This window comes from Vibrio sp. FF145, from assembly GCF_041439075.1.
Classification (GTDB): Bacteria; Pseudomonadota; Gammaproteobacteria; order Enterobacterales; family Vibrionaceae; genus Vibrio; species Vibrio tasmaniensis_A.
In genome coordinates, this window is sequence record NZ_JBGONH010000034.1 from 28,079 (window position 1) to 48,445 (window position 20,367).

17 protein-coding genes are annotated in these 20,367 nt (G+C 43.4%); 10 read left to right on the top strand and 7 right to left on the bottom strand.

The annotated features are described in order from the left end of the window. Positions 1-106 precede the first annotated feature (106 nt). The 4 genes from surE to rpoS all read left to right on the top strand — a co-directional run bounded on the left by surE (position 107) and on the right by rpoS (position 3,506). Complete coding sequence (gene surE / locus ACED42_RS13845; protein WP_371702943.1) at positions 107-850, top strand: 5'/3'-nucleotidase SurE; 744 nt, start codon at positions 107-109, stop codon at positions 848-850. Beyond that, complete coding sequence (locus tag ACED42_RS13850; RefSeq protein WP_017100754.1) at positions 851-1,477, top strand: protein-L-isoaspartate(D-aspartate) O-methyltransferase; 627 nt, start codon at positions 851-853, stop codon at positions 1,475-1,477. It begins immediately after the preceding gene. A 35-nt stretch (positions 1,478-1,512) separates the two neighbouring features. Beyond that, on the top strand, positions 1,513-2,427 hold the full coding sequence (nlpD, locus tag ACED42_RS13855; RefSeq protein WP_371702945.1) for a murein hydrolase activator NlpD: 915 nt from the start codon (positions 1,513-1,515) through the stop codon (positions 2,425-2,427). A gap of 98 nt (positions 2,428-2,525) precedes the next feature. After that, a complete protein-coding gene (gene rpoS / locus ACED42_RS13860) occupies positions 2,526-3,506 on the top strand; it encodes an RNA polymerase sigma factor RpoS (protein WP_009847636.1) in 981 nt (326 codons plus the stop codon). A 144-nt stretch (positions 3,507-3,650) separates the two neighbouring features. Here rpoS and mutS read toward each other — a convergent pair whose 3' ends face one another. Then, on the bottom strand, positions 3,651-6,212 hold the full coding sequence (gene mutS, locus ACED42_RS13865) for a DNA mismatch repair protein MutS (protein ID WP_371702947.1): 2,562 nt from the start codon (positions 6,210-6,212) through the stop codon (positions 3,651-3,653). Positions 6,213-6,336: 124 nt separating this feature from the next. Between mutS and ACED42_RS13870 the strand changes: the two genes are divergently transcribed. Together ACED42_RS13870 and recA are read left to right on the top strand one after the other, a co-directional pair. Then, entirely contained in the window at positions 6,337-6,831 is a 495-nt protein-coding gene (locus tag ACED42_RS13870) for a CinA family protein (protein ID WP_029225457.1), read from the top strand. Between the two features lie 139 nt (positions 6,832-6,970). Continuing rightward, positions 6,971-8,011: a recombinase RecA gene (gene recA / locus ACED42_RS13875; protein WP_009847633.1), complete on the top strand. Its 1,041-nt coding sequence runs from the start codon at positions 6,971-6,973 to the stop codon at positions 8,009-8,011. Positions 8,012-8,306: 295 nt separating this feature from the next. Here the strand turns inward: recA and ACED42_RS13880 are convergent, their stop codons facing one another. The 6 genes from ACED42_RS13880 to ACED42_RS13905 form a co-directional block, all read right to left on the bottom strand. Then, positions 8,307-9,107, bottom strand: a complete 801-nt coding sequence (locus ACED42_RS13880) for a TrmB family transcriptional regulator (protein ID WP_009847632.1) — start codon at positions 9,105-9,107, stop codon at positions 8,307-8,309. A gap of 54 nt (positions 9,108-9,161) precedes the next feature. Then, positions 9,162-10,223, bottom strand: coding sequence for an ROK family protein (locus ACED42_RS13885; RefSeq protein ID WP_371702949.1), 1,062 nt, complete (start codon positions 10,221-10,223; stop codon positions 9,162-9,164). Continuing rightward, on the bottom strand, positions 10,207-12,045 hold the full coding sequence (locus tag ACED42_RS13890; RefSeq protein ID WP_371702951.1) for a glycoside hydrolase family 13 protein: 1,839 nt from the start codon (positions 12,043-12,045) through the stop codon (positions 10,207-10,209). The genes ACED42_RS13885 and ACED42_RS13890 overlap by 17 nt, the downstream gene beginning before the upstream one ends. 9 nt (positions 12,046-12,054) lie before the next feature. After that, positions 12,055-12,888 carry a sugar ABC transporter permease gene (locus ACED42_RS13895; RefSeq protein ID WP_029223077.1) on the bottom strand — a complete coding sequence of 278 codons (834 nt, stop codon included), beginning with the start codon at positions 12,886-12,888 and terminating at the stop codon, positions 12,055-12,057. A 37-nt stretch (positions 12,889-12,925) separates the two neighbouring features. After that, positions 12,926-14,209: a carbohydrate ABC transporter permease gene (locus tag ACED42_RS13900; RefSeq protein ID WP_009847628.1), complete on the bottom strand. Its 1,284-nt coding sequence runs from the start codon at positions 14,207-14,209 to the stop codon at positions 12,926-12,928. A 126-nt stretch (positions 14,210-14,335) separates the two neighbouring features. After that, positions 14,336-15,580, bottom strand: coding sequence for a maltose ABC transporter substrate-binding protein (locus tag ACED42_RS13905; RefSeq protein ID WP_017100763.1), 1,245 nt, complete (start codon positions 15,578-15,580; stop codon positions 14,336-14,338). A gap of 500 nt (positions 15,581-16,080) precedes the next feature. Between ACED42_RS13905 and ACED42_RS13910 the strand changes: the two genes are divergently transcribed. The 4 genes from ACED42_RS13910 (at position 16,081) to ACED42_RS13925 (ending at position 20,161) form a co-directional block, all read left to right on the top strand. Then, positions 16,081-17,112 carry a porin gene (locus ACED42_RS13910; RefSeq protein WP_371702953.1) on the top strand — a complete coding sequence of 344 codons (1,032 nt, stop codon included), beginning with the start codon at positions 16,081-16,083 and terminating at the stop codon, positions 17,110-17,112. Positions 17,113-17,149: 37 nt separating this feature from the next. Further along, a complete protein-coding gene (gene lpxD / locus ACED42_RS13915) occupies positions 17,150-18,190 on the top strand; it encodes a UDP-3-O-(3-hydroxymyristoyl)glucosamine N-acyltransferase (RefSeq protein WP_017097678.1) in 1,041 nt (346 codons plus the stop codon). Positions 18,191-18,288: 98 nt separating this feature from the next. Next, the gene (locus tag ACED42_RS13920) at positions 18,289-18,771 is read left to right on the top strand and encodes a glycosidase (RefSeq protein WP_009847624.1); all 483 of its coding nucleotides are present in this window, start codon (positions 18,289-18,291) and stop codon (positions 18,769-18,771) included. A 268-nt stretch (positions 18,772-19,039) separates the two neighbouring features. Next, positions 19,040-20,161 (top strand): ABC transporter ATP-binding protein, encoded by a 1,122-nt coding sequence (locus ACED42_RS13925; RefSeq protein WP_371702955.1) that lies wholly within the window; start codon positions 19,040-19,042, stop codon positions 20,159-20,161. The last annotated feature ends 206 nt before the right edge of the window (positions 20,162-20,367 follow it).

The window sequence follows — 20,367 nt, forward strand, 5'->3', positions numbered from 1 at the left end:
TCTAAGTCACTTTATATTGATATTTAAGTGACTTTATATTGATATTTAAGTGACTTTATATCGGTATTTAAGTGACTTGGCATTGGTACAAAAGAAAGGATACAAGATGAAGATTTTACTCAGCAACGATGATGGTGTACATGCTCAAGGTATTCATGAGCTGGCAAATGAATTACGTGATCTTGCTGAAGTTATCATTGTGGCACCTGACCGTAATCGCTCTGGTGCTTCAAATTCATTAACTTTAGAACAGCCTTTACGTGTTCAAGAGATTGCTAAAAATACCTATTCGGTACAAGGAACACCGACCGACTGTGTACACTTTGCGTTAAATGAACTCCTAAAGAGTGACATGCCTGATCTGGTTTTAACGGGTATTAATCACGGAGCTAACCTTGGTGATGACGTGCTTTATTCAGGTACAGTCGCAGCAGCAATGGAAGGCCACTTTCTAGGTGTTCAATCGGTGGCATTTTCTCTGGTTGGAAAACAACATTTTAAGACAGCAGCAGCGGTTGCTCGCCGTATTGTCGAACAACATTTAGCAAACCCAATCCCGACCAATCGCCTGTTAAACGTGAACGTCCCTGATTTAGCATTAGATCAACTATCGGGTACTCAGGTGACACGTCTAGGTGCTCGTCACCATGCTGAAGATATGATTAAGCAGAAAGACCCACGTGGTCATGATATCTATTGGCTTGGCCCTCCTGGTAAGGAGCAAGATGCTGGTGAGGGTACCGATTTTTACGCCATTGAACATGGTTTTGTGTCGGTAACACCACTACAAGTTGATCTGACGGCACATGAGTCGTTGGGTGCGATGACTACATGGTTAGGGGATAAATAAGTGAGTAATCCACAAGCTGAGCGCTTAGTTACTTTTCTGATAGAAAATGGTATTCGGGATCAAAAGGTTCTTGATGCTATTTACTTACTACCGAGAGAGAGCTTTTTATCACAGGCTATGCATCACCAAGCCTATGATAATAATGCGCTGCCGATCGGGCAGGGGCAGACAATTTCTCAGCCTTATATTGTTGCTAAAATGACCGAGTTACTTGAGTTACAACAAGACAGCCGCGTTTTGGAGATCGGAACGGGTTCTGGTTATCAAACGGCTGTTTTGGCTCAGTTGGTTGATCACGTGTATTCGGTTGAAAGAATAAAGTCGCTACAATGGGATGCTAAGCGTAGGTTGAAGCAACTCGATTTCTACAATATCTCAACCAAGCACGGTGATGGTTGGCAAGGTTGGTCTTCTAAGGCGCCTTTTGATGCGATTATTGTCACCGCTGCTGCAGAGTCGATCCCTCAAGCGCTTTTGCAGCAGTTGAAAGATGGAGGCCGCTTATTAATTCCGGTCGGGGATGACGAACAACAACTGTTGAAGATTGTTCGCCACGGTGATGAGTTTTTATCGAGTGTTATCGAGATGGTGCGATTTGTACCTCTTGTACCTGGTGAGTTAGCTTAATAAAATTATTGATGGTGTAGGTGGATAGAAAGTCGATGCGTTCGAAGGTTTTTAAAGGAAGTTCTCTACTGCTTAGCTGTGCACTTGTTGGGTGTGCGGCGAATTCGCCTGCGCCAGTTTCAAGCTTAAACAAGAATTACTCATCGATTGATCGTGGTAGTTATCGTGGTAGTTACTATGAAGTGAAAAAAGGCGATACCCTTTATTTTATTGCTTACGTAACAAATAAAGATGTTAAAGAGCTTATTCGTTATAACAATCTGTCTGCACCTTATACCATCCATCCCGGACAGAGCCTTAAGTTATGGCGTCCTAGCTACAACGCTCCAGCGTATGGTAAATCAACGGTAGCGGTTGCAGCCGTCGCTGCGCCTGTTGCCGCATCCACAACTTTGTTGGCCTCAAGCAAACCTAAAACAACACCTCAAAAGAGTAAAAACTCTAAACCTACGCCTGCTCAAACAACCACCAAAGTGGCGAAAAAAGATCCACAAAAGAAGGTTGTACAATCCAAATCAAAGGAGTATGTTGGTTCTAAAGGTAAACAGAATGTTACACCGCCAACAAAACCAACGAGTAACAAAGTATCCAAATGGTTATGGCCAACGAAAGGGAGAGTAATTAAGAAGTTCTCTGTAGGCGAACAAGGAAATAAAGGCATAGACATAGCAGGACAGCGAGGTCAGCCAATAGTATCTACTGCAGGGGGAACGGTTGTTTATTCGGGTAATGCATTACGAGGCTACGGCAATCTAGTGATTGTGAAGCACAATGATAATTACTTAAGTGCATACGCGCATAACGACCGACTATTAGTATCTGAAGGGCAAAGTGTGAAACCAGGGCAGAAAATTGCAACAATGGGAAGCTCTGGAGCCAGCAGTGTCAGGCTGCACTTTGAGATTCGTTACCAAGGTAAATCAGTTAATCCAAAACGGTATTTACCTTAAATACAATATGCAAAAATTACGTATTGTATGGAGTGACATAGTCATTTAGCGACATATGAAGTTGTAATGTCATGCTAATTTCGCCAGGGGGAGGCGTTATGAGTATAAGCAATGCAGTAACCAAAGAAGAGTTCGATCTTAACCAAGCAACCACGGAACAGGAAGCTCTTGGAAAAGCAAAACGAACAGTCACTAAGAAAACCGAAGCGAAAGAAGAGACTGAAGTTACGTCTAAAAGCTTAGATGCGACTCAACTCTACTTAGGCGAAATCGGTTTCTCACCACTATTAACCGCTGAAGAAGAAGTGCTTTATGCGCGTCGAGCTCTACGCGGTGATGAAGCAGCACGTAAACGCATGATCGAAAGTAACCTGCGTTTGGTGGTGAAAATTTCTCGTCGTTATAGCAACCGTGGCTTGGCGCTTCTCGATCTAATCGAAGAAGGCAACCTAGGTTTGATTCGCGCTGTAGAGAAGTTTGATCCAGAGCGTGGCTTCCGTTTCTCAACTTACGCGACATGGTGGATTCGTCAAACCATTGAACGTGCGCTAATGAATCAGACTCGCACTATCCGTTTGCCAATCCATGTTGTGAAAGAGCTGAACATCTATCTACGTACCGCAAGAGAACTTTCACAAAAACTTGACCATGAACCAACGGCAGAAGAAATTGCTTCTAAACTAGACAAACCTGTTGGTGATGTGAGCAAGATGCTTCGTCTAAACGAAAGAGTGAGCTCCGTTGATACACCTATTGGTGGTGATGGTGAGAAAGCGCTACTGGATATAATTCCGGACATCAACAACTCAGACCCTGAGGTTTCAACTCAAGATAGCGATATTAAGAACTCGTTGATTTTCTGGCTTGATGAGCTGAATCCTAAGCAGAAAGAGGTGCTTGCGCGTCGCTTTGGATTACTAGGCTATGAACCATCAACACTAGAAGAAGTAGGTCGTGAAATTAGCCTGACTCGTGAACGTGTTCGCCAAATCCAAGTTGAAGGTCTTCGTCGTTTACGTGAAATTCTAATCAAGCAAGGCTTGAACATGGAAAATCTGTTCAACGTAGAAAACGACTAAATGAACTGATGATGTTTCTTTGAATAGAAGACAAATAAAAACGCTGACTTTAAGTCAGCGTTTTTTTGTTTGTGGCTTTGGTATTTGATGCTGCCGACTCAAGTGACAGTAAAAAACGACAATAACAAGCTACTTGGAAAGAGACTAAAGCAACTTCTTCAAACGGTAGAGCTCTTCTAGTGCTTGGCGAGGTGTTAGATCATCAGGATCAACATTCGCTAGTGCTTGCTCCACTTCACTCGGTTCAGGGATCAGGCTCAGTTGGTTTGCGATATCAACGCCACTTGGTTTTGATGTTGGTGACTCCATGCTTAACGCTTCTAGTTGAGTCAACTTCGCTCGAGCATTCTTGATTACCGCTTTCGGTACACCAGCCAATCCCGCTACCGCTAGACCGTAAGATTTACTTGCGGCACCTTCTTGAACAGCGTGCATAAAGGCAATGCTGTCGCCGTGTTCTACCGCGTCTAGGTGCACGTTAGCCAGTGTTGGAAGTTGGTTAGGCAGCTCAGTTAGCTCAAAGTAGTGCGTTGCAAATAGTGTCATCGCATTGATTTGATTGGCTAGCCATTCCGCACTTGCCCAAGCCAGAGACAGACCATCGTAAGTACTGGTACCACGACCGATTTCATCCATTAACACAAGGCTATTTGGTGTCGCGTTGTGTAGAATGTTTGCGGTTTCTGTCATCTCAACCATGAAGGTTGAACGACCTGAAGCCAAGTCATCGGATGCGCCAATACGAGTAAAGATACGGTCGATAGAACCAATCGTCGCGCTTTCTGCTGGAACATAACAACCAATATGAGCCATCAGCGCAATGAGTGCAGTCTGACGCATGTAGGTCGACTTACCACCCATGTTTGGACCTGTGATGATCAGCATCTTACGTTGATCATTGAGGTCGATAGGGTTAGCAATAAAGGGTTCGTCCATTACTTGTTCAACGACAGGGTGACGACCTGCCTGAATTTGTACGCCAGCTGACTCTGTCATGGTTGGACGACAGTAATCAAGGGTGTCTGCACGTTCAGCTAAGTTTTGTAGAACATCCAGTTGAGACACTGAAGAAGCAATGTTTTGTAGTCGCTCTAGATAAGGCAGTAACAAATCAAACAACTCATCCCACAACTTCTTCTCGATAGCTAGGGCTTTCGATTTAGAGCTAAGTACTTTGTCTTCGTGCTCTTTTAGCTCAGGAATGATGTAACGCTCTGCATTTTTCAGCGTTTGACGGCGAACATAGTGTGGTGGCACAAGGTGGCTTTGTCCGCGGCTTACTTGAATGAAGAAACCGTGTACGTTGTTGTAGCCCACTTTAAGTGTATCGATACCATGACGTTCGCGCTCTTCTTGCTCTAGTTTATCAAGAAATTCGGTTGCGCCAGCCGCAAGGTCGCGCCATTCGTCTAACTCGGCATTGTAGCCTTCTGCAATTACACCTCCGTCACGGATAACCACGGGAGGGTTCTCTTTGATCGCTCGCTCAAGTAGTTCAGAAACCTCATCCACAGGCGAGGCATATTGAGCAAGTTGAGTTAGGTATGGGTGCTTCAATTGCGTCAGTGTTTCTGCAAGCTCTGGCAAATATTCCATCGCTTGGCGAAGACGTGCCATATCGCGAGGACGAGCTGAACGAAGTGCTAATCGAGCAAGAATACGTTCGATATCCCCGATCTGTTTCAAGGTTGGCTGTAGCTCTGTAAAGAGAGCCAAATCTTTCATTTCACCAATCGCATCTAGGCGCTGATCGAGTGCAGAGATATTGCGCATTGGTTGATGTAACCAGCGCTTAAGCATACGGCTACCCATAGCTGTCGCAGTGTGATCTAGTACTTCGGCAAGGGTGTTATCAGTACCACCACCAAGATTTTGCGTGATCTCCAAATTACGACGAGTTGCTGCATCGAGGATCACCGAGTGATCTTGTTTATCCATCGTCAGTGAACGGATATGTGGAAGGGCGGTACGTTGGGTATCTTTCACGTATTGGATCAAACAACCAGCCGCACATAAGCCTAGTTTCGCGCCTTCTACGCCAAAGCCAACCAGATCGCGAGTACCAAACTGCTTATTCAATTGCTGCTTCGCGGTATCTAATTCAAATTCCCATACCGGGCGGCGGCGATTGCCATTACGGCTTGCCATTAGATTTACAGGTTCGAAATCTTCAGGGAACAGTAGCTCACGAGGAGAGGTTCTCTGCAGTTCTGCCGCCATTGCTTCTTCGGTTTCCGGCTCACATAGCTGGAATCGGCCAGAAGTAATATCAAGCGTCGCGTAGCCAAATTTACCATTGTGGTGGTAAATAGAGGCAATCAGGTTATCAACACGCTCAGAAAGCAGTGCTTCGTCGGTTACGGTTCCCGGAGTCACAATTCTTACGACAGCGCGATCAACCGGGCCCTTTGAAGTTGCTGGATTACCAATCTGCTCACAAATTGCTACGGATTCACCAAGTTGCACTAACTTTGCAAGGTACCCTTCAACGGCATGGTAAGGAACACCCGCCATAGGAATCGGTTCACCATTTGATGAACCACGTTTAGTCAGTGAAATATCGAGGAGTTGAGAAGCTTTTTTAGCATCATCATAGAAAAGCTCGTAGAAATCGCCCATGCGGTAGAACAGCAGAATTTCTGGATTTTCTGCTTTTAGCTTTAGGTACTGCTGCATCATGGGAGTATGTTTTTGATCGGCTTTCACAGTTAACTTCTTTCGTTTATTTCTATTGCGGCTTAGGATACGTGAAAGCGTTTCGTGCGAAAAGCGACACATGCGAAAAGATGCGAATCCGAATGATATGACAGTAGATAAAGGGAAGTTGATGATGCAGATGACTCAAGATCTTAGTGAACAGCTTGGATACTTACTTGCTAAACATAAACACGTTTTAGTGACGGCTGAATCTTGCACTGGCGGTGGGGTTGCTAGTGCGGTGACGGATATCGCAGGGAGCTCTGGTTGGTTTGATCGCGCTTTTGTTACCTACAGCAATGAAGCGAAGCAAGAGATGATCGGCGTACAGCTTAAAACCTTAGTTGAGTTCGGTGCGGTGAGTGAGCCTGTCGTAATAGAAATGGCGAGCGGGGCATTGCAACATTCAAATGGGACTATCTCTGTATCGATCAGTGGCATTGCTGGCCCAGGTGGCGCGACCGAAGATAAGCCTGTTGGAACGGTATGTTTCGCTTGGAAAGCACTAAACGGTTGGGATAAAGTAGAAACGCATGTATTTACAGGCGACAGATCACAAGTACGCCAACAAGCCACGCACCATGCCCTACAAGTTATTTATGATTACCTATCAATGGAAGGTAAGTAACATTTGTACAAATTATTTTCATACAGGTATAGACACTGTATGAATCAACAGTATAATGAAAGCCAATTAGTCACCCCTATGTGGGTTAGAAATAGATTCTAGATCGCTTGTTAAGACAACCGATTATGTGGAGATAGAGATGGACGAGAATAAACAAAAAGCGTTAGCCGCAGCCCTTGGTCAGATTGAAAAGCAATTTGGTAAAGGTTCTATCATGCGTCTTGGTGATAACCGCACAATGGACGTAGAAACTATTTCTACAGGTTCTCTATCTCTAGATATCGCACTAGGTGCTGGTGGCCTACCGATGGGACGTATCGTAGAAGTTTACGGTCCAGAATCATCAGGTAAAACAACGCTAACGCTTGAGCTTATTGCTGCAGCACAGAAAGTGGGCAAAACGTGTGCATTCGTCGATGCCGAGCACGCACTAGACCCTATCTACGCTCAAAAGTTGGGTGTTGATATCGATGCGCTTCTTGTTTCTCAACCAGATACGGGTGAGCAAGCGCTTGAAATCTGTGATGCACTGGCTCGTTCAGGTGCTATCGACGTTCTTGTTATTGACTCAGTAGCTGCACTAACACCTAAAGCAGAAATCGAAGGCGAAATGGGCGACAGCCACATGGGTCTTCAGGCTCGTATGCTTTCTCAAGCGATGCGTAAGCTGACTGGTAACCTCAAGCAGTCTAACTGTATGGCTATCTTCATTAACCAAATTCGTATGAAAATTGGTGTGATGTTTGGTAACCCTGAAACAACAACAGGTGGTAACGCACTTAAGTTCTACGCATCTGTTCGTCTTGATATTCGCCGTACTGGCGCGATTAAAGATGGTGATGAAGTTGTTGGTAACGAAACTCGCATCAAGGTTGTTAAGAACAAGATTGCTGCACCATTCAAACAAGCTGAAACTCAAATCCTTTACGGCAAAGGCTTCAACCGCGAAGGTGAGCTTATCGACTTAGGTGTTAAGAATAAGCTAGTAGAAAAAGCAGGCGCTTGGTACAGCTACAAAGGCGACAAGATCGGCCAAGGTAAAGCTAACGCTGGTAAATACCTGCGTGAAAACCCAGAAGTTGCTCTAGAAATTGATACTAAACTTCGTGAGTTACTGCTAACTCCTGCTGTGCTTGAAGAGAAAGGTGCAGAGAAGGAAGAAGAAAACGAAGAGCTATAAGCTAACGTTTTGTTAAGTCATCTTCATAAGAATGCATGACTTTGAAACATTTTAAAGCCTCGAATTTTCGAGGCTTTATTGTTTTAGTCGTAAAAATGTAAGGTATTTGAATGTTTAGAGGAAAGTGACGGTGGTTGCTCTAGATTACTTACAGTCATGCACTCATAGGTCTATTCTTTATCAAATAATCAAAGAAACCCTTTGGGTTAAATCGATTACCGTCAAAAGTTCTTGTCCCTAAAGGCCTATTACTAGACCTTTGTTCGTATCTTATTATTGAATTCGATCTGCTGAACTAGTGCTTCTTAAGCTCGTCGAGTACCATAGCATTGTGCTGTTCGTGAATCGTATTTACTCTGACGTGTTGGTGCTGATTAGGAGCCAGGCGCTCGTATTCTGTTAGGTAAATATCGCTGTGAATATGCTCTGCGATCATTTTTACAATTAAGCGATTGTTTGCATATAAGCCTAAAGTTTCTTCACGGTGTGAGAACATGAGGGCGAGCTTCATATCGGCTACACACATAAAGCGGTGTGAAGGGTATTCGGTTTCTTCATTTTCAGAACGCGAATGTAATTCTATCTTTTCATGTGGGCTCGCCATTTTGTTGAATGAAAAGCCAATCACTCGAACTCCACGTTCCACGGCGTCGCATAATTCTTTGCCAAACAATTCAAGGTTAAAATCGGTATTCAGGTAAATTTCTAGATTTGCCTGATTAATGATTTCCTTGGCCTTTTGAAGTAAGTTGTCGAACCCCGATACGTTGTAAACGAACTCTTTTTCCTCTTTTAGCATCATCTTAGATAATTCTGATTTAAGGAAATTAATATTGGTGACTGTCTTTTTCTCTATCTGGCTGAAAATCAAGTCTGGTGATTTAGCTTCGTACTCTTTAGTGTCGCCATCAGACATGAAAATGTAGCCATTGGCGTAAAGGTTATCGATAGACGAGTAAACAGAAGAGCGGGAGATAGAGATCTCTTTCGCGATTTTATATCCGCTGGATTGGCCATTTTTGAGTAAATTAATATAAACAAGCGCATCGGTTTTGGTAAACCCAAAATCCATTAATTTGGTGACTAGCTCTGACACGGGTTGTCCTCTGAAACTATTCAATATCTTCTCCTTCTAAGGTTACCATTCTTGTCACGACGAGCGTAAATGATTGTTGTGATTTTTTTCAGCGATGAGAAACGCTCCGCGAGCAAAGGTGAATTCATCTTGTTTTGGGTGAATAATCACTGGAATTTCATTAACGTGAATGTAGCGAGACAATGCGACTTTTAAATCTGCCGTTAATGTAGGATAGGTCGTTGCTTCGCCTGATAATACGAGTCGTGTGGGCTGTAATTGCTGAATGGGATTAACTAAACTGCGCGCCAATTGGTCGATATAAGTACGATAGATGCGCGATGCATGCGGTTCACTTTGGTCTACGCCTGAAAAAATTTGCGTTAAAGTTTGGTCTTTTAGCACGACTTGATGATATTGCCGCTCAATACTTGGTGCGGATAAAAACTGTTCAATGCACGCCTCGTTTCCACAGCGACATATAGGAGTTAAGCCATCAACGAGCCATTGAAAATTTGGTAACGTTGAATGTGCCCAATGTGAGCTTAATGGGTGGTGCACTTGCTCGTTATTTTGATAAAAACTTATGCCACAACCATCGCCCAAAAATACGCTGAGTATGGCCTCTTTGTGTAAATCTCTAGCCCTCTTATTTAGACTTGAACCTGCCGAGAGTGGTTGTTCAATTGAGTCAGCGCTTTTCATGGCGTTACTAATAGCGTCGCACGCAATGGCCGCACTGTGTGAATGCATCACAAGCGAGCAGTCGATCTTGAAATGCTGATTCAGGTTTAGTGTTAATTGGGTGATTTCTGGCGAGTGAGTAGGACTTGATTTTGCAAGTTTATGTGCAGATTGGCGATGAGATAACAAAAACTCAGATACACTTATGCCTATCGCGGCGATACGTCCATAGCGGTAGCTGACGCTTGATATTCGGCTTATCAAATGCTGAGTCAAGTGGGCAAGGTCGCCAGGAGTGCGCTGCACCATTCTATACACCTCTTGTCCGTTAGAAGTGCTGGCGACCGAGTAAATAGAGTGGGAATCAATCGCGATTCCCATCACTATATTTGGTTCTGCTTTAATGAGCATGATTTGATTAACGAAACACTTGGATTTAGTTCGCTTGCTCAATCACGTAGCCATAAGCGCTAATGGTCAGTGATTTTCCATCGAGCATGATCTGTTTATCTTTATCGCTATTGTTTAGAACAAACATTAAATTGCCACGGCGGTAAGCGATACACTCTTTGTCTGCCGTCCCTTTTTCATCCTCCACGTTTAACCAGTCAATGCTAGGCTGATTAAAATCGGGATTAGCTTTACGCAAAGCGATCATTTCTTGAATGAAGTTTTTGAATTCTAAGTCTTGCTCTGATTCTTCCCATATCATGCATTTTCGGTTGTCTTCGCTGCCCATGCCGCGGCCGCCATCCATACCAATTTCGCCACCATAATAAATGCATGGAGCACCGACTTGAGTGAACATAAATAAATAGGCTAATTTAGCTTTACGTTTGTCGCCCTGGCATAAAGAGATAATGCGAGTGGTGTCATGGCTATCTAATAAGTTAAACATCGCTTCGTTTACGTTGCGTGGGTATGCCATGTACGACGCGTTCACTGCATTTACAAAGCTCTCTTTATCAACGTCGCCAAGACCAAAGTAGTCGGTAATGGCTTGTGTCAGCGGGTAATTCATCAACGAATCGTATTGGTCGCCACGTAACCAAGGCATACCTTCGTGCCAAATCTCACCAAGAATGTAGCAGTCTGGGTTGGCATCTTTTACGACTTTACGGAAGTCACGCCAAAACGCGTGGTCCACTTCGTTGGCTACGTCTAAACGCCATCCATCAATGTTGAACTCTTCTACCCAGTGGCACGCTACGTCTAATAAGTATGCGCGACACTCTTCATTTTCAGTATTCAGCTTTGGCATTTCGACGACGTTGGCGAAAGTTTCGTAGTTTAAGTTCCAGAAATCCCAGTCTTCTTTTGGCGTATCTGGGTATACAGGGAACTGATTGATCCAAAACCAGTCGGCGTATTTGGACTTTGCCCCGTTATTCACAACGTCTAGCCATAGTGGAGATTGAGACCCAATGTGGTTGAACACCGCGTCGAGCATAATTTTCATGCCACGTTTATGGGCTTCATCGACGAGTGCTTTAAAAGCTTCATTGCCGCCAAAGTGCGGGTCTACATTGTAGTAGTCGACAGTGTCGTATTTATGATTGGCGTTGGCTGTGAAAATAGGGCACAAATACAAACCATTCACGCCAAGATCTTGCAGGTAATCGAGCTTATCGATCACGCCCCATAGATCGCCACCCATAAAGTTGTCGGATACAGGTCTGGTTCCCCAAGGCTGCACGTTGGCAGGTGATGTTTCAGGGCGACCATTAGCAAAGCGCTCTGGGAATATTTGGTACCAAATGGTGTCTTTTATCCACGTCGGTGTTTTTAAAACGTCACGAGGGTTTATGTAAGGAAAACAGAAGAAATTACTTAAGTTGCTCAGCTCGATTTCTGCATTTTCAGTCGTTGAAATGTCGGCGCAGCGTTTTTCTCCAAATAGAATCTTTTCGCCGCCTTTTCCGTACAAAATAAAGCCATAGCGGCTACGACGTTTCGGTGGAGTAAACTCTGCAAACCAGTGGTCGTGGTACTCGGTTTCCCCTTCATGAATCATGGTCACTTCATTGCCACCCACCCAACCGTGTGCATCACTGCCACCTAGGTTGCCACCATCGAGGCCACCTTCTGCCCAGTGGTACGGGTCGCCTATCCAAAGTGAAACCTTGTCTAGTTCGCCTTTTGCACAGCGTAAGCGAAGGTGAAGCGTTTCATTGTTGTAAGCGTAGCTGTCTGCACTTTTTGCTGAGTGAGTCAGCGAGCTTTTTGTAATCGGTTTGTTGATAACTGAATTTGTAATAGCCATAGCGGAAATCATCCCTAATTATTATTCTTTAACTGCACCGCTGACGAGGCCGGTAGTAATGTGTTTTTGAGTCGCAACAAATAGCAAAGTGATGGGCACTGCAACCAATAATGAACCCGCGGCAAACAGCGTGAAATTCTCCGCTGAGTTAGATGAAATCCAACTGAAAATACCGATGGCTAGCGTCATTTTTTCTTCGCTGCGTAAGATCAGCGTAGGTAAAATGAAGTCCATCCAAGGTGCGGTGAAAGACACTAAACCAACAAACACTAAGATAGGTTTCGCGAGAGGGAGAATGATCTCGAGGAAAATCGTCATGTGGCCTGCGCCATCAATTTTTGCTGCTTCATCTAATGAAGTGGGAATGGCATCGAAATAACCTTTCACCAACCAAATCATGAATGGTAATGAGCCCGTTACATACACAAATAACAAGCCAGCATAGGTATCAATCAATCCCATTTTTGATAGCAAAATGTAGATAGCCGTCATCGAAAGAAAGGCCGGGAACATCTGCAATACAAGAATGCTCATCATAATGTTGCGCTTACCATTGAAGCGGTAGCGAGAGAACACAAACGCTGAAATAGTCACGACAACCAGTGAGATAACCATATTCGCTGTCGCGAGAAGAAAGGTGTTTTTATACCAGTCTAAATAGGGTGTGTCCGTGAACAATGCGCGGTAGTGGTCGAGCGTAAAGTCAATGCTTGTGAAAGAAGAACTGAATAAGTTATTCCCCGTTTTGAATGAAGCTAGAACTGTCCAAATCACTGGTCCAAGTACTAATAATGCGTTGGCAATGAGAAATAGGTACACGACTAGGGTGCCTATTTTGCCAATGTATTTGTCCATGTTAATTAACTTATTCGTACTATTTAAATTAGCCATGTTACATACCTACATCGTCTTTGAATGACTTCATGCGGCTGAATTGCCATATCGCAATACCAGACAAGAACAAGAAGATAATGATTGAGATAACCGAAGCGATTTGATACTGCTGGAAGTCGAGCGTGAGCTTGTAAATCCAAGTGATCAGAATGTCGGTATGTCCTGCGAATCGATATTCAGGGTTGATAGGACCCCCTTCGGTTAACAGGTAAATCGCCCCAAAGTTATTGAAGTTATGGGCAAAGGTCATGACCAACGATGGGGCCACTTGGTGCAACACCATAGGCAGGGTGATTTCTTTAAATTGCTGGAACTTGCTTGCACCATCGACTTCACTGGCTTCATAAAGTTCGCTTGAAATGTTAGTCAGTGCCCCTGCAATAAGCAGCATAAAGTAAGGTGCGCCAACCCAAACACTCACCGCGATAACGGTAATTTTTGCGGTGAAAGGGTCTGATAAGAAGGCAATCGAATCAAAGCCCCACGAGTTTAACGTTGCGTTGACTGGTCCAATACCATTCAGTAGCAAGCGGAACATCAATAAGGTCACGAAAGCAGGAATGGCATAAGGGAGAATAAAGATAAAGCGCCATGCTTTTTTTGCTTTAATGTTTCGATTTTGTAGCGCAAGCGCCAGTAAAAAACCAAACCCACAAGTACATATGGTGGCAAAAAATGCCCACAGAACCGTCCAAGAAGCGACACCGAAGAAAGTGCTCGACCATATTTTCAGTTCAAATAGTGAAACAAAGTTTTTAAACCCCACCCAATCTACAAGGTTTCTTGGTGGGATATGATGAGGTGCCGAATAGTTAGTGAAAGAGACGAGTACCGTAATTATGATTGGTAAAATAATGAATGCGATACTGGCAATAAAAGCTGGCGATAGCATGATGAACGCGAACTTTTGGTCGTAAATGTCTTTAAATTGTTCTCGAAGGTTCAGTCGTGACTTAAGGCTGACTTTTGCATCTTGGACATTAGCGATGTACAGACAGATGAATAAGAAGCTGTAGAGTAGGGCTATGACCCCTTCAACCAACATAAAGACCGAGTTATCGCCCTGTAATATTTTAAAGCCTTCACGAACCTGAGCGACATCTCCTAAAGTGACTAAGCCTTTTAGCGAGGCCAACAGCTCCGGGAGAATCAACAATGTGATTAGCTGCATGGCTAAAAATACACCGCCTTTTATCCAATGACCTTTTACGATCTGTGTACTCCCCATAATAAGGAGTGAAGCGGGCATTCGCGATGCCGGCTGATTCTCTGTTAACAACATTGTTTATCTCTATTGTTTAGGTTGTCGTTTGTATTCGTTTTCTGGTCACGCCCTGAACTAGCGCTGTGGCTTTATGACACAGCGCATGAGCTAAGTCGCTTGTGAGTCGCGACGGGAGTTCAGAGGTTACTCTTGTAATTCTATTTGTTCTTCGATGATCGAAAGCGCACGGTCTAGAACAGAACTCGCAGGTTTATCGTTTACCCAGTAGTCTGTAATAGCACTGGCCATTGGTGACCAAATGAAGCCCATTTCAGGAATAGATGGCATTGCGTCTGAGTAGAAACCTTGCGTAATAATGGCGTAAGTTGCTTCATCGGCATCAACAATGATCTCTTCCATAACTGACTGGATAGGAGGGAGTGCTCTTGACATCTCATAGCGTTTTTTCAGCATCGCGTCGGAAGTAAGGTAGTCAGCAAATAATTGTGCGGCTTTCGGATACTCAGTGTAAGAAGACACAACCGCAAGACGAACAGTTGCAAAAGTGCGTGGTTGTTGGCCTGCTAATTTTGGCATAGGTACAACACCAAGATTTATACCTGATTCTTGATACCCTTCGATTGCCCAAGGGCCGTCGATAATAGCGGCGACTTTTCCTTCATTAAATAAGCCACGACGTACTTGCGGGTTGCGCATATCAACTGGATTTGAATTGTTGGCCACTTGCAGGGTTTTCATTGCTTCTAAGCCTTGTTGGGCTTTTTCAGAGTTAATGCCGATGTCTTTTGCATCGGTACCGTTATTACCAAATTCGTATGCGCCGTAAAGCGTGACAAACATACGAGACTCGTAATAGTTCTGTATGTCCCAAAGCAGTGCGTATTTATGCTCTTGCTTATTGTTGAAAGTTTTTGAAAATTCAATAATTTCTTCAAAAGTTTCAGGTGCTTTAGTCAGTAAATCTTTATTGTAGAACAGAGCGGTAGTAGCGAAGCTAACTGGGAAGCCATAGCTCACCCCTTCAGCTTGAGACGCATTAATCGCATTTGGCATAAAAGTATTCGAGATACGTTCGGCAGACACCAGATTCTCCATCGCCCCACCTGCCACGACTAATCGCCCCAATAAGTCATGTTCAATCTCTACTACATCTGCCACGCGAGCAGAGCCGCCATCCTGAATCAAACGAGAAGCGGCATCGATCGGCGCTAACCCACGGAATGAAAAATCAATATCGTATCCTAACTCTTTATTAAAGGACTGAGCGGCGTACTCCATGTAGTCGAGTGTTGTTTTGTCGGTCCAGATTAACAACTCAGCCCCATTTTCTGGCTGAATTGTGTCTGCGTTTGCATCGGCTGCAGCCGCTAATGTACTGGTCGTTAACGTTGCCGCCATTAAGGCTGCCGCGAATAGATTCTTTTTCATTCCTGAATTTTTCATACTGACACCGCGCTATTTAAATTCTTAGTAGTCGTTCGTTAAGTACTACTATGGTATGTCTCGCCGACAATATGTCAACATTACCTGGTTAAAATGTCAGCGTATTTGTGATGGTTATCACCTTCTGTTTGTGCTTTTTACATCTGGTAGCTATAGGGTTTTATGTCTTTTTTATTGGGGCTTTTGAACGGTGCTTTGTTCGTTTTGATACTTAGATTAATGAAAAGCCTACCGTTTGTGATGGTGATCAATAATCTCCGCAGTCAAGGGTGATTGACCTCTCATTTCTAAATTCAATAGGAAGCAAAACATTTATAATTCTAGAACAATAAATAGGCGTTCATTACGGACGACTATGTTTTTCTGGTTAAATGTTGCGAAATCAGCAAGCCTATCAAGAGACACAGTGGATAGATAAAGAGAAACAGTGAACAAAAATAACCCTACAAATAACAACAAATGATTCAGTGAAGAATCAATAAGGAATGACCGTGAAAAAAACATTATTGTCTGTAGTGATCACCAACACTTTACTTATTAGTGCTGGCGCTTCGGCTGCTGATGACCGAACTATGTCTCCAAGTGATATCTTTTTTTATGACGCTTTAAAATTTGGTGGGCATGTTGGAACATCGATTGAAGTCGAAGAGAAAAACATCACTGATTTTGCATCATGGGGTGGCGGCAAGTCTAAAGAGCGTACAACGACTCATGAAGTGTTTAACGTCTTCTATAATAACGCGGCGTGGAATGCGACCGCACTTTACGCGTTCAAACTTGAAAATCGTAAGAAAAAGAAAGGCGATTACGCAGAAACAGAAAATGGATATAAGCACTTATTATCATTAAACAAAAGTTTTCAACTAGGAAATGGCTGGGGAACGGGCTTGATCTATGAGTTGGAATATACAAAGGGTGATATTGTTACCTCTGCGAAAGTAGACGGCTTGAAAACCACGAAAGCTGAGCACAGTATTCGTCCATACCTTACGTACTGGAATAATGAATATTCAGCGGGCTTCTATTCAAACCTAGAGTACCTATACAACGATTCAGATAAGAGTGCTTGGGGTTCTCGTGAAGAGGAAGGTTACAGTTTCTTATTTAAACCTTACAAGCGCTTTGGTCAGTGGGAAGTTGCAGCTGAGCTCTACTATCAAGTTAAAGAAAATAAAGCGAAAACCGGAAACGGTTCAATCAATGAAGCCAGCGATTTCACCGAGATGTATATTGAACCAATCGTTCAGTACAGCTTTGAAGAAGCCGGCACTATGTACGTTCGTGCTCGTATTGGTGAAAACGAAACGAAACATACAGACGGTTGGGCAAAGAACGAAACTTTCTTCAAAGATATTCGTAAGGCAACTTTAGGCTATGAGCAAGCAATTGGCGACGATTGGTTGGTAAAAGGCGAACTTGAGTGGGCTAAAGACACAGAGACCTTCTCTAAGCTGAAAGGCGAAGAGAAAACTGTAGAACAAGAAACAATGTACCTACAAGCGCTTTACCGCTTCTAAGTGGTATTAATCACAACTCAAATGACAGAGTAATATTATGATCAAAGTTTCAGATATCGCCCAAATCGTTGGTGGAAAAATTGAAGGTGATAACACGGTAGAAATATCGAAGATTCGCCCAGTTTCTAGCGTAGAAGAGGGCGGCTTAGCCATTGTCTTTGCTAAAGCCGATTTAAAAGGGCTATCTGAAACTTTGGCTGATGTCATTGTTGGGCCAGAAGCCATTTTACAGACTAAAGCAAAAACAAAAATCGTGATTGAGAAGCTCGAAGCTGAGAAGCTCAATCAACTAATGCGTCATTATAAAGTTCAAAAATATCAACTATTTGATCAAGGGAATACATCAGATACTCCCGATGTTTATATCGGAAAGCATTGTCAAATAGGTGAAGGTTGCCATTTCATGCCCGGTGTTAAAATCATGAACGGTGTAACAATCGGCAATAACGTTGCAATTCATGCCAATACAGTCATCAAAGAAGGCACTGTGATTGGTAACAATGTCACCATTGACTCTAACAACTCCATTGGTAATTACAGCTTCGAATACATGACCGGGCACAACACCCGTTATGAACGCGTGGAAAGTGTGGGTCGAGTGATCATTGGTGATGAAGTTGAAATTGGCTGTAATAACACCATCGACAGAGGCACTTTAGGCGACACCGTTATTGGTCGTGGAACCAAAATAGATAACCTAGTGCAAATAGGGCATGACTGCAAAATAGGTCAGCATTGTTTACTGGTATCTCAGGCTGGTTTTGCGGGCCACACTACTTTGGAAGATCATGTCATTGTACATGGTCAAGCCGGTACCGCAGGGCATCTTACTATCGGGAAAAACTCCGTTATTAAAGCCAAATCAGGTGTGAGCCACTCTTTCCCTGCCAATAGTGATCTGTTCGGTTATCCGGCGAAAGATGCACGTTCTTATTATAAAAACTTAGCCGTATTGAACAAATTAACTCATCAAAAAAACAGTAACCCCCGTCCAAACTCTAAATCGTTAGAACTTGATACAGACAAAAGATCGGTGGTACCGAAAAAGAGCTTAATAGCGAGACTATTTCGTTTATAGGTTGCCGAAGCGAGAGCTTTAAAAAATTAAAGCCCTAACTCGCGATGACTAAAACGGAATAGAACCCTACATATATAAAAAATAATAAGGAAATGACAATGAAACGTACTCTACTTGTAGCCGCACTTTTATCTTCAGCGTTAATGGGCTGTGCGAGCACAGCTGACACGCCAGCAGCTGATCAAATGAAAGCAACAGGTCCTTTCGCCGATTGTAATCTCGCCACGGTGGAAGATCGCGGGCCAATTCGTCCTTCACTTTATGTTATAGGCACTTTCCCTGATGGTCAGTGGATCCACATGGAAAACCGTCAAATGTCGCATAAAGGCAAAGGTATTTACCAAGTGGTAAGCGAAGAAAAAGCGGGCAACGTAAGTTTGCAGTTCGCAACGATGGGCTGGTCTCCACAATTTACCGCAGCTGGCATGTCGATGACGGCAGGTTATGAGAAAGCACTAAAACGCGGTGGCTTTGCAAAAAACACAACCGTTAATATTCCAGAGGATGGCAAATATTTATGGAGTGTTGAAATTAACGAAGATAAGAAGCCAGTTCGTGCATTGGTTAAAGCGTGTAAATAAGCGATGTAGCCAACCGATGTAGCACCGACATAACCCACTCTATATCATCATTTATAACCACGCTGTATAACACCGTTTATAAACTCGTGGTTGACGCAGTGATACAGATGAAAGGTGCTCTGAATATCAGAGTACCTATGTTTTAAACATAAACCCTAAATGTTCAATGATTAATGTTTACGTCTTTTTAGCCAGTAACTTGAGAGCTCCAGTCACTGGCTAAAAAGATTTTTACCTATCAAGATTTAACCCGTATTCGGAGTTTCAAATGGCAACAGTTAGCCTGCGTAAAGTAGAAAAACAGTACGATAATGGTTTTAAAGCCGTACACGGAATTGACTTAGATATTCACGAAGGTGAGTTCATGGTATTTGTGGGGCCGTCTGGTTGCGCCAAATCTACCACATTGCGAATGATTGCTGGCTTAGAAGATATCTCAGCAGGTGAAGTGCGTATTGGCGATAGAGTGGTGAATGATTTAGCGCCTAAAGAGCGTGGTATTGCCATGGTATTCCAAAACTATGCGTTGTACCCACACAAAACGGTCTTCGATAACATGGCCTTTGGTTTGAAAATGCAAAAGCGACCAAAAGAAGAGATCAAACAACGCGTAGAAGATGCCGCTGAAAAACTAGAAATTACCGATCTCCTGTACCGTAAGCCTAAAGAAATGTCGGGTGGTCAGCGTCAGCGTGTCGCAGTGGGGCGAGCCATTGTTCGTAAACCGGACGTATTCTTATTTGATGAGCCTCTATCCAACCTTGATGCCAAACTACGTGTTTCGATGCGTGTAAAAATCGCACAATTGCACAAGTCTCTTAAAGATGAAGGTAACCCTGCGACCATGGTTTATGTCACGCACGATCAAACGGAAGCTTTAACCTTAGGCGACCGTATTTGTGTATTAAATCAAGGTAATATTATGCAGGTGGACACGCCGACCAACTTGTACAACGCGCCACAGAACAAGTTTGTGGCGGGTTTTATCGGCTCCCCAGCCATGAATCTAGTGAACACGACCCTGCGTAAGTTAGGTGATGACATTTACGTGGAACTTGCCCCTGGCGCGCAAATTATTATCCCTAAACGTTTACAAGAAAAGCTAGTGGACCATATTGATAAGCCCGTGTGTCTAGGCATTCGACCTGAACACATAAATATTGCTGCTGATGATGAGATGGTGAACGTACACCCTGGTGAGTTGACCGTGGTTGAAAACTTAGGGAATGAAAAATACCTGTATTTCAAATTGGGTGATAACGAAATTGTCGCGCGAGTGAATAACCAAAACATAAGTACATCAGATATTGGCAGCCAAGTACGCTTTAATTTTGATTCTGCTTTTTGCCATATTTTTGATGGTGAAACCGAACAGAACCTGACGTTGTAAGTTTATTTTTAAAACGAAAATGCTTCACAGCAAAAAGTGTCAATAAGATCAAAATAGTAAAGGCTATTACTCTACAAAACTTACCTTAACAACATGCCCTGAGCCGGCCTGCTAGGTTCAGGGCATTACCCGAATTCTAATAAATATAAATGATCCTGAGAATTATTTCTTAAGGCTTTGTCGTACCTGAAATTTACTGTTGCTGA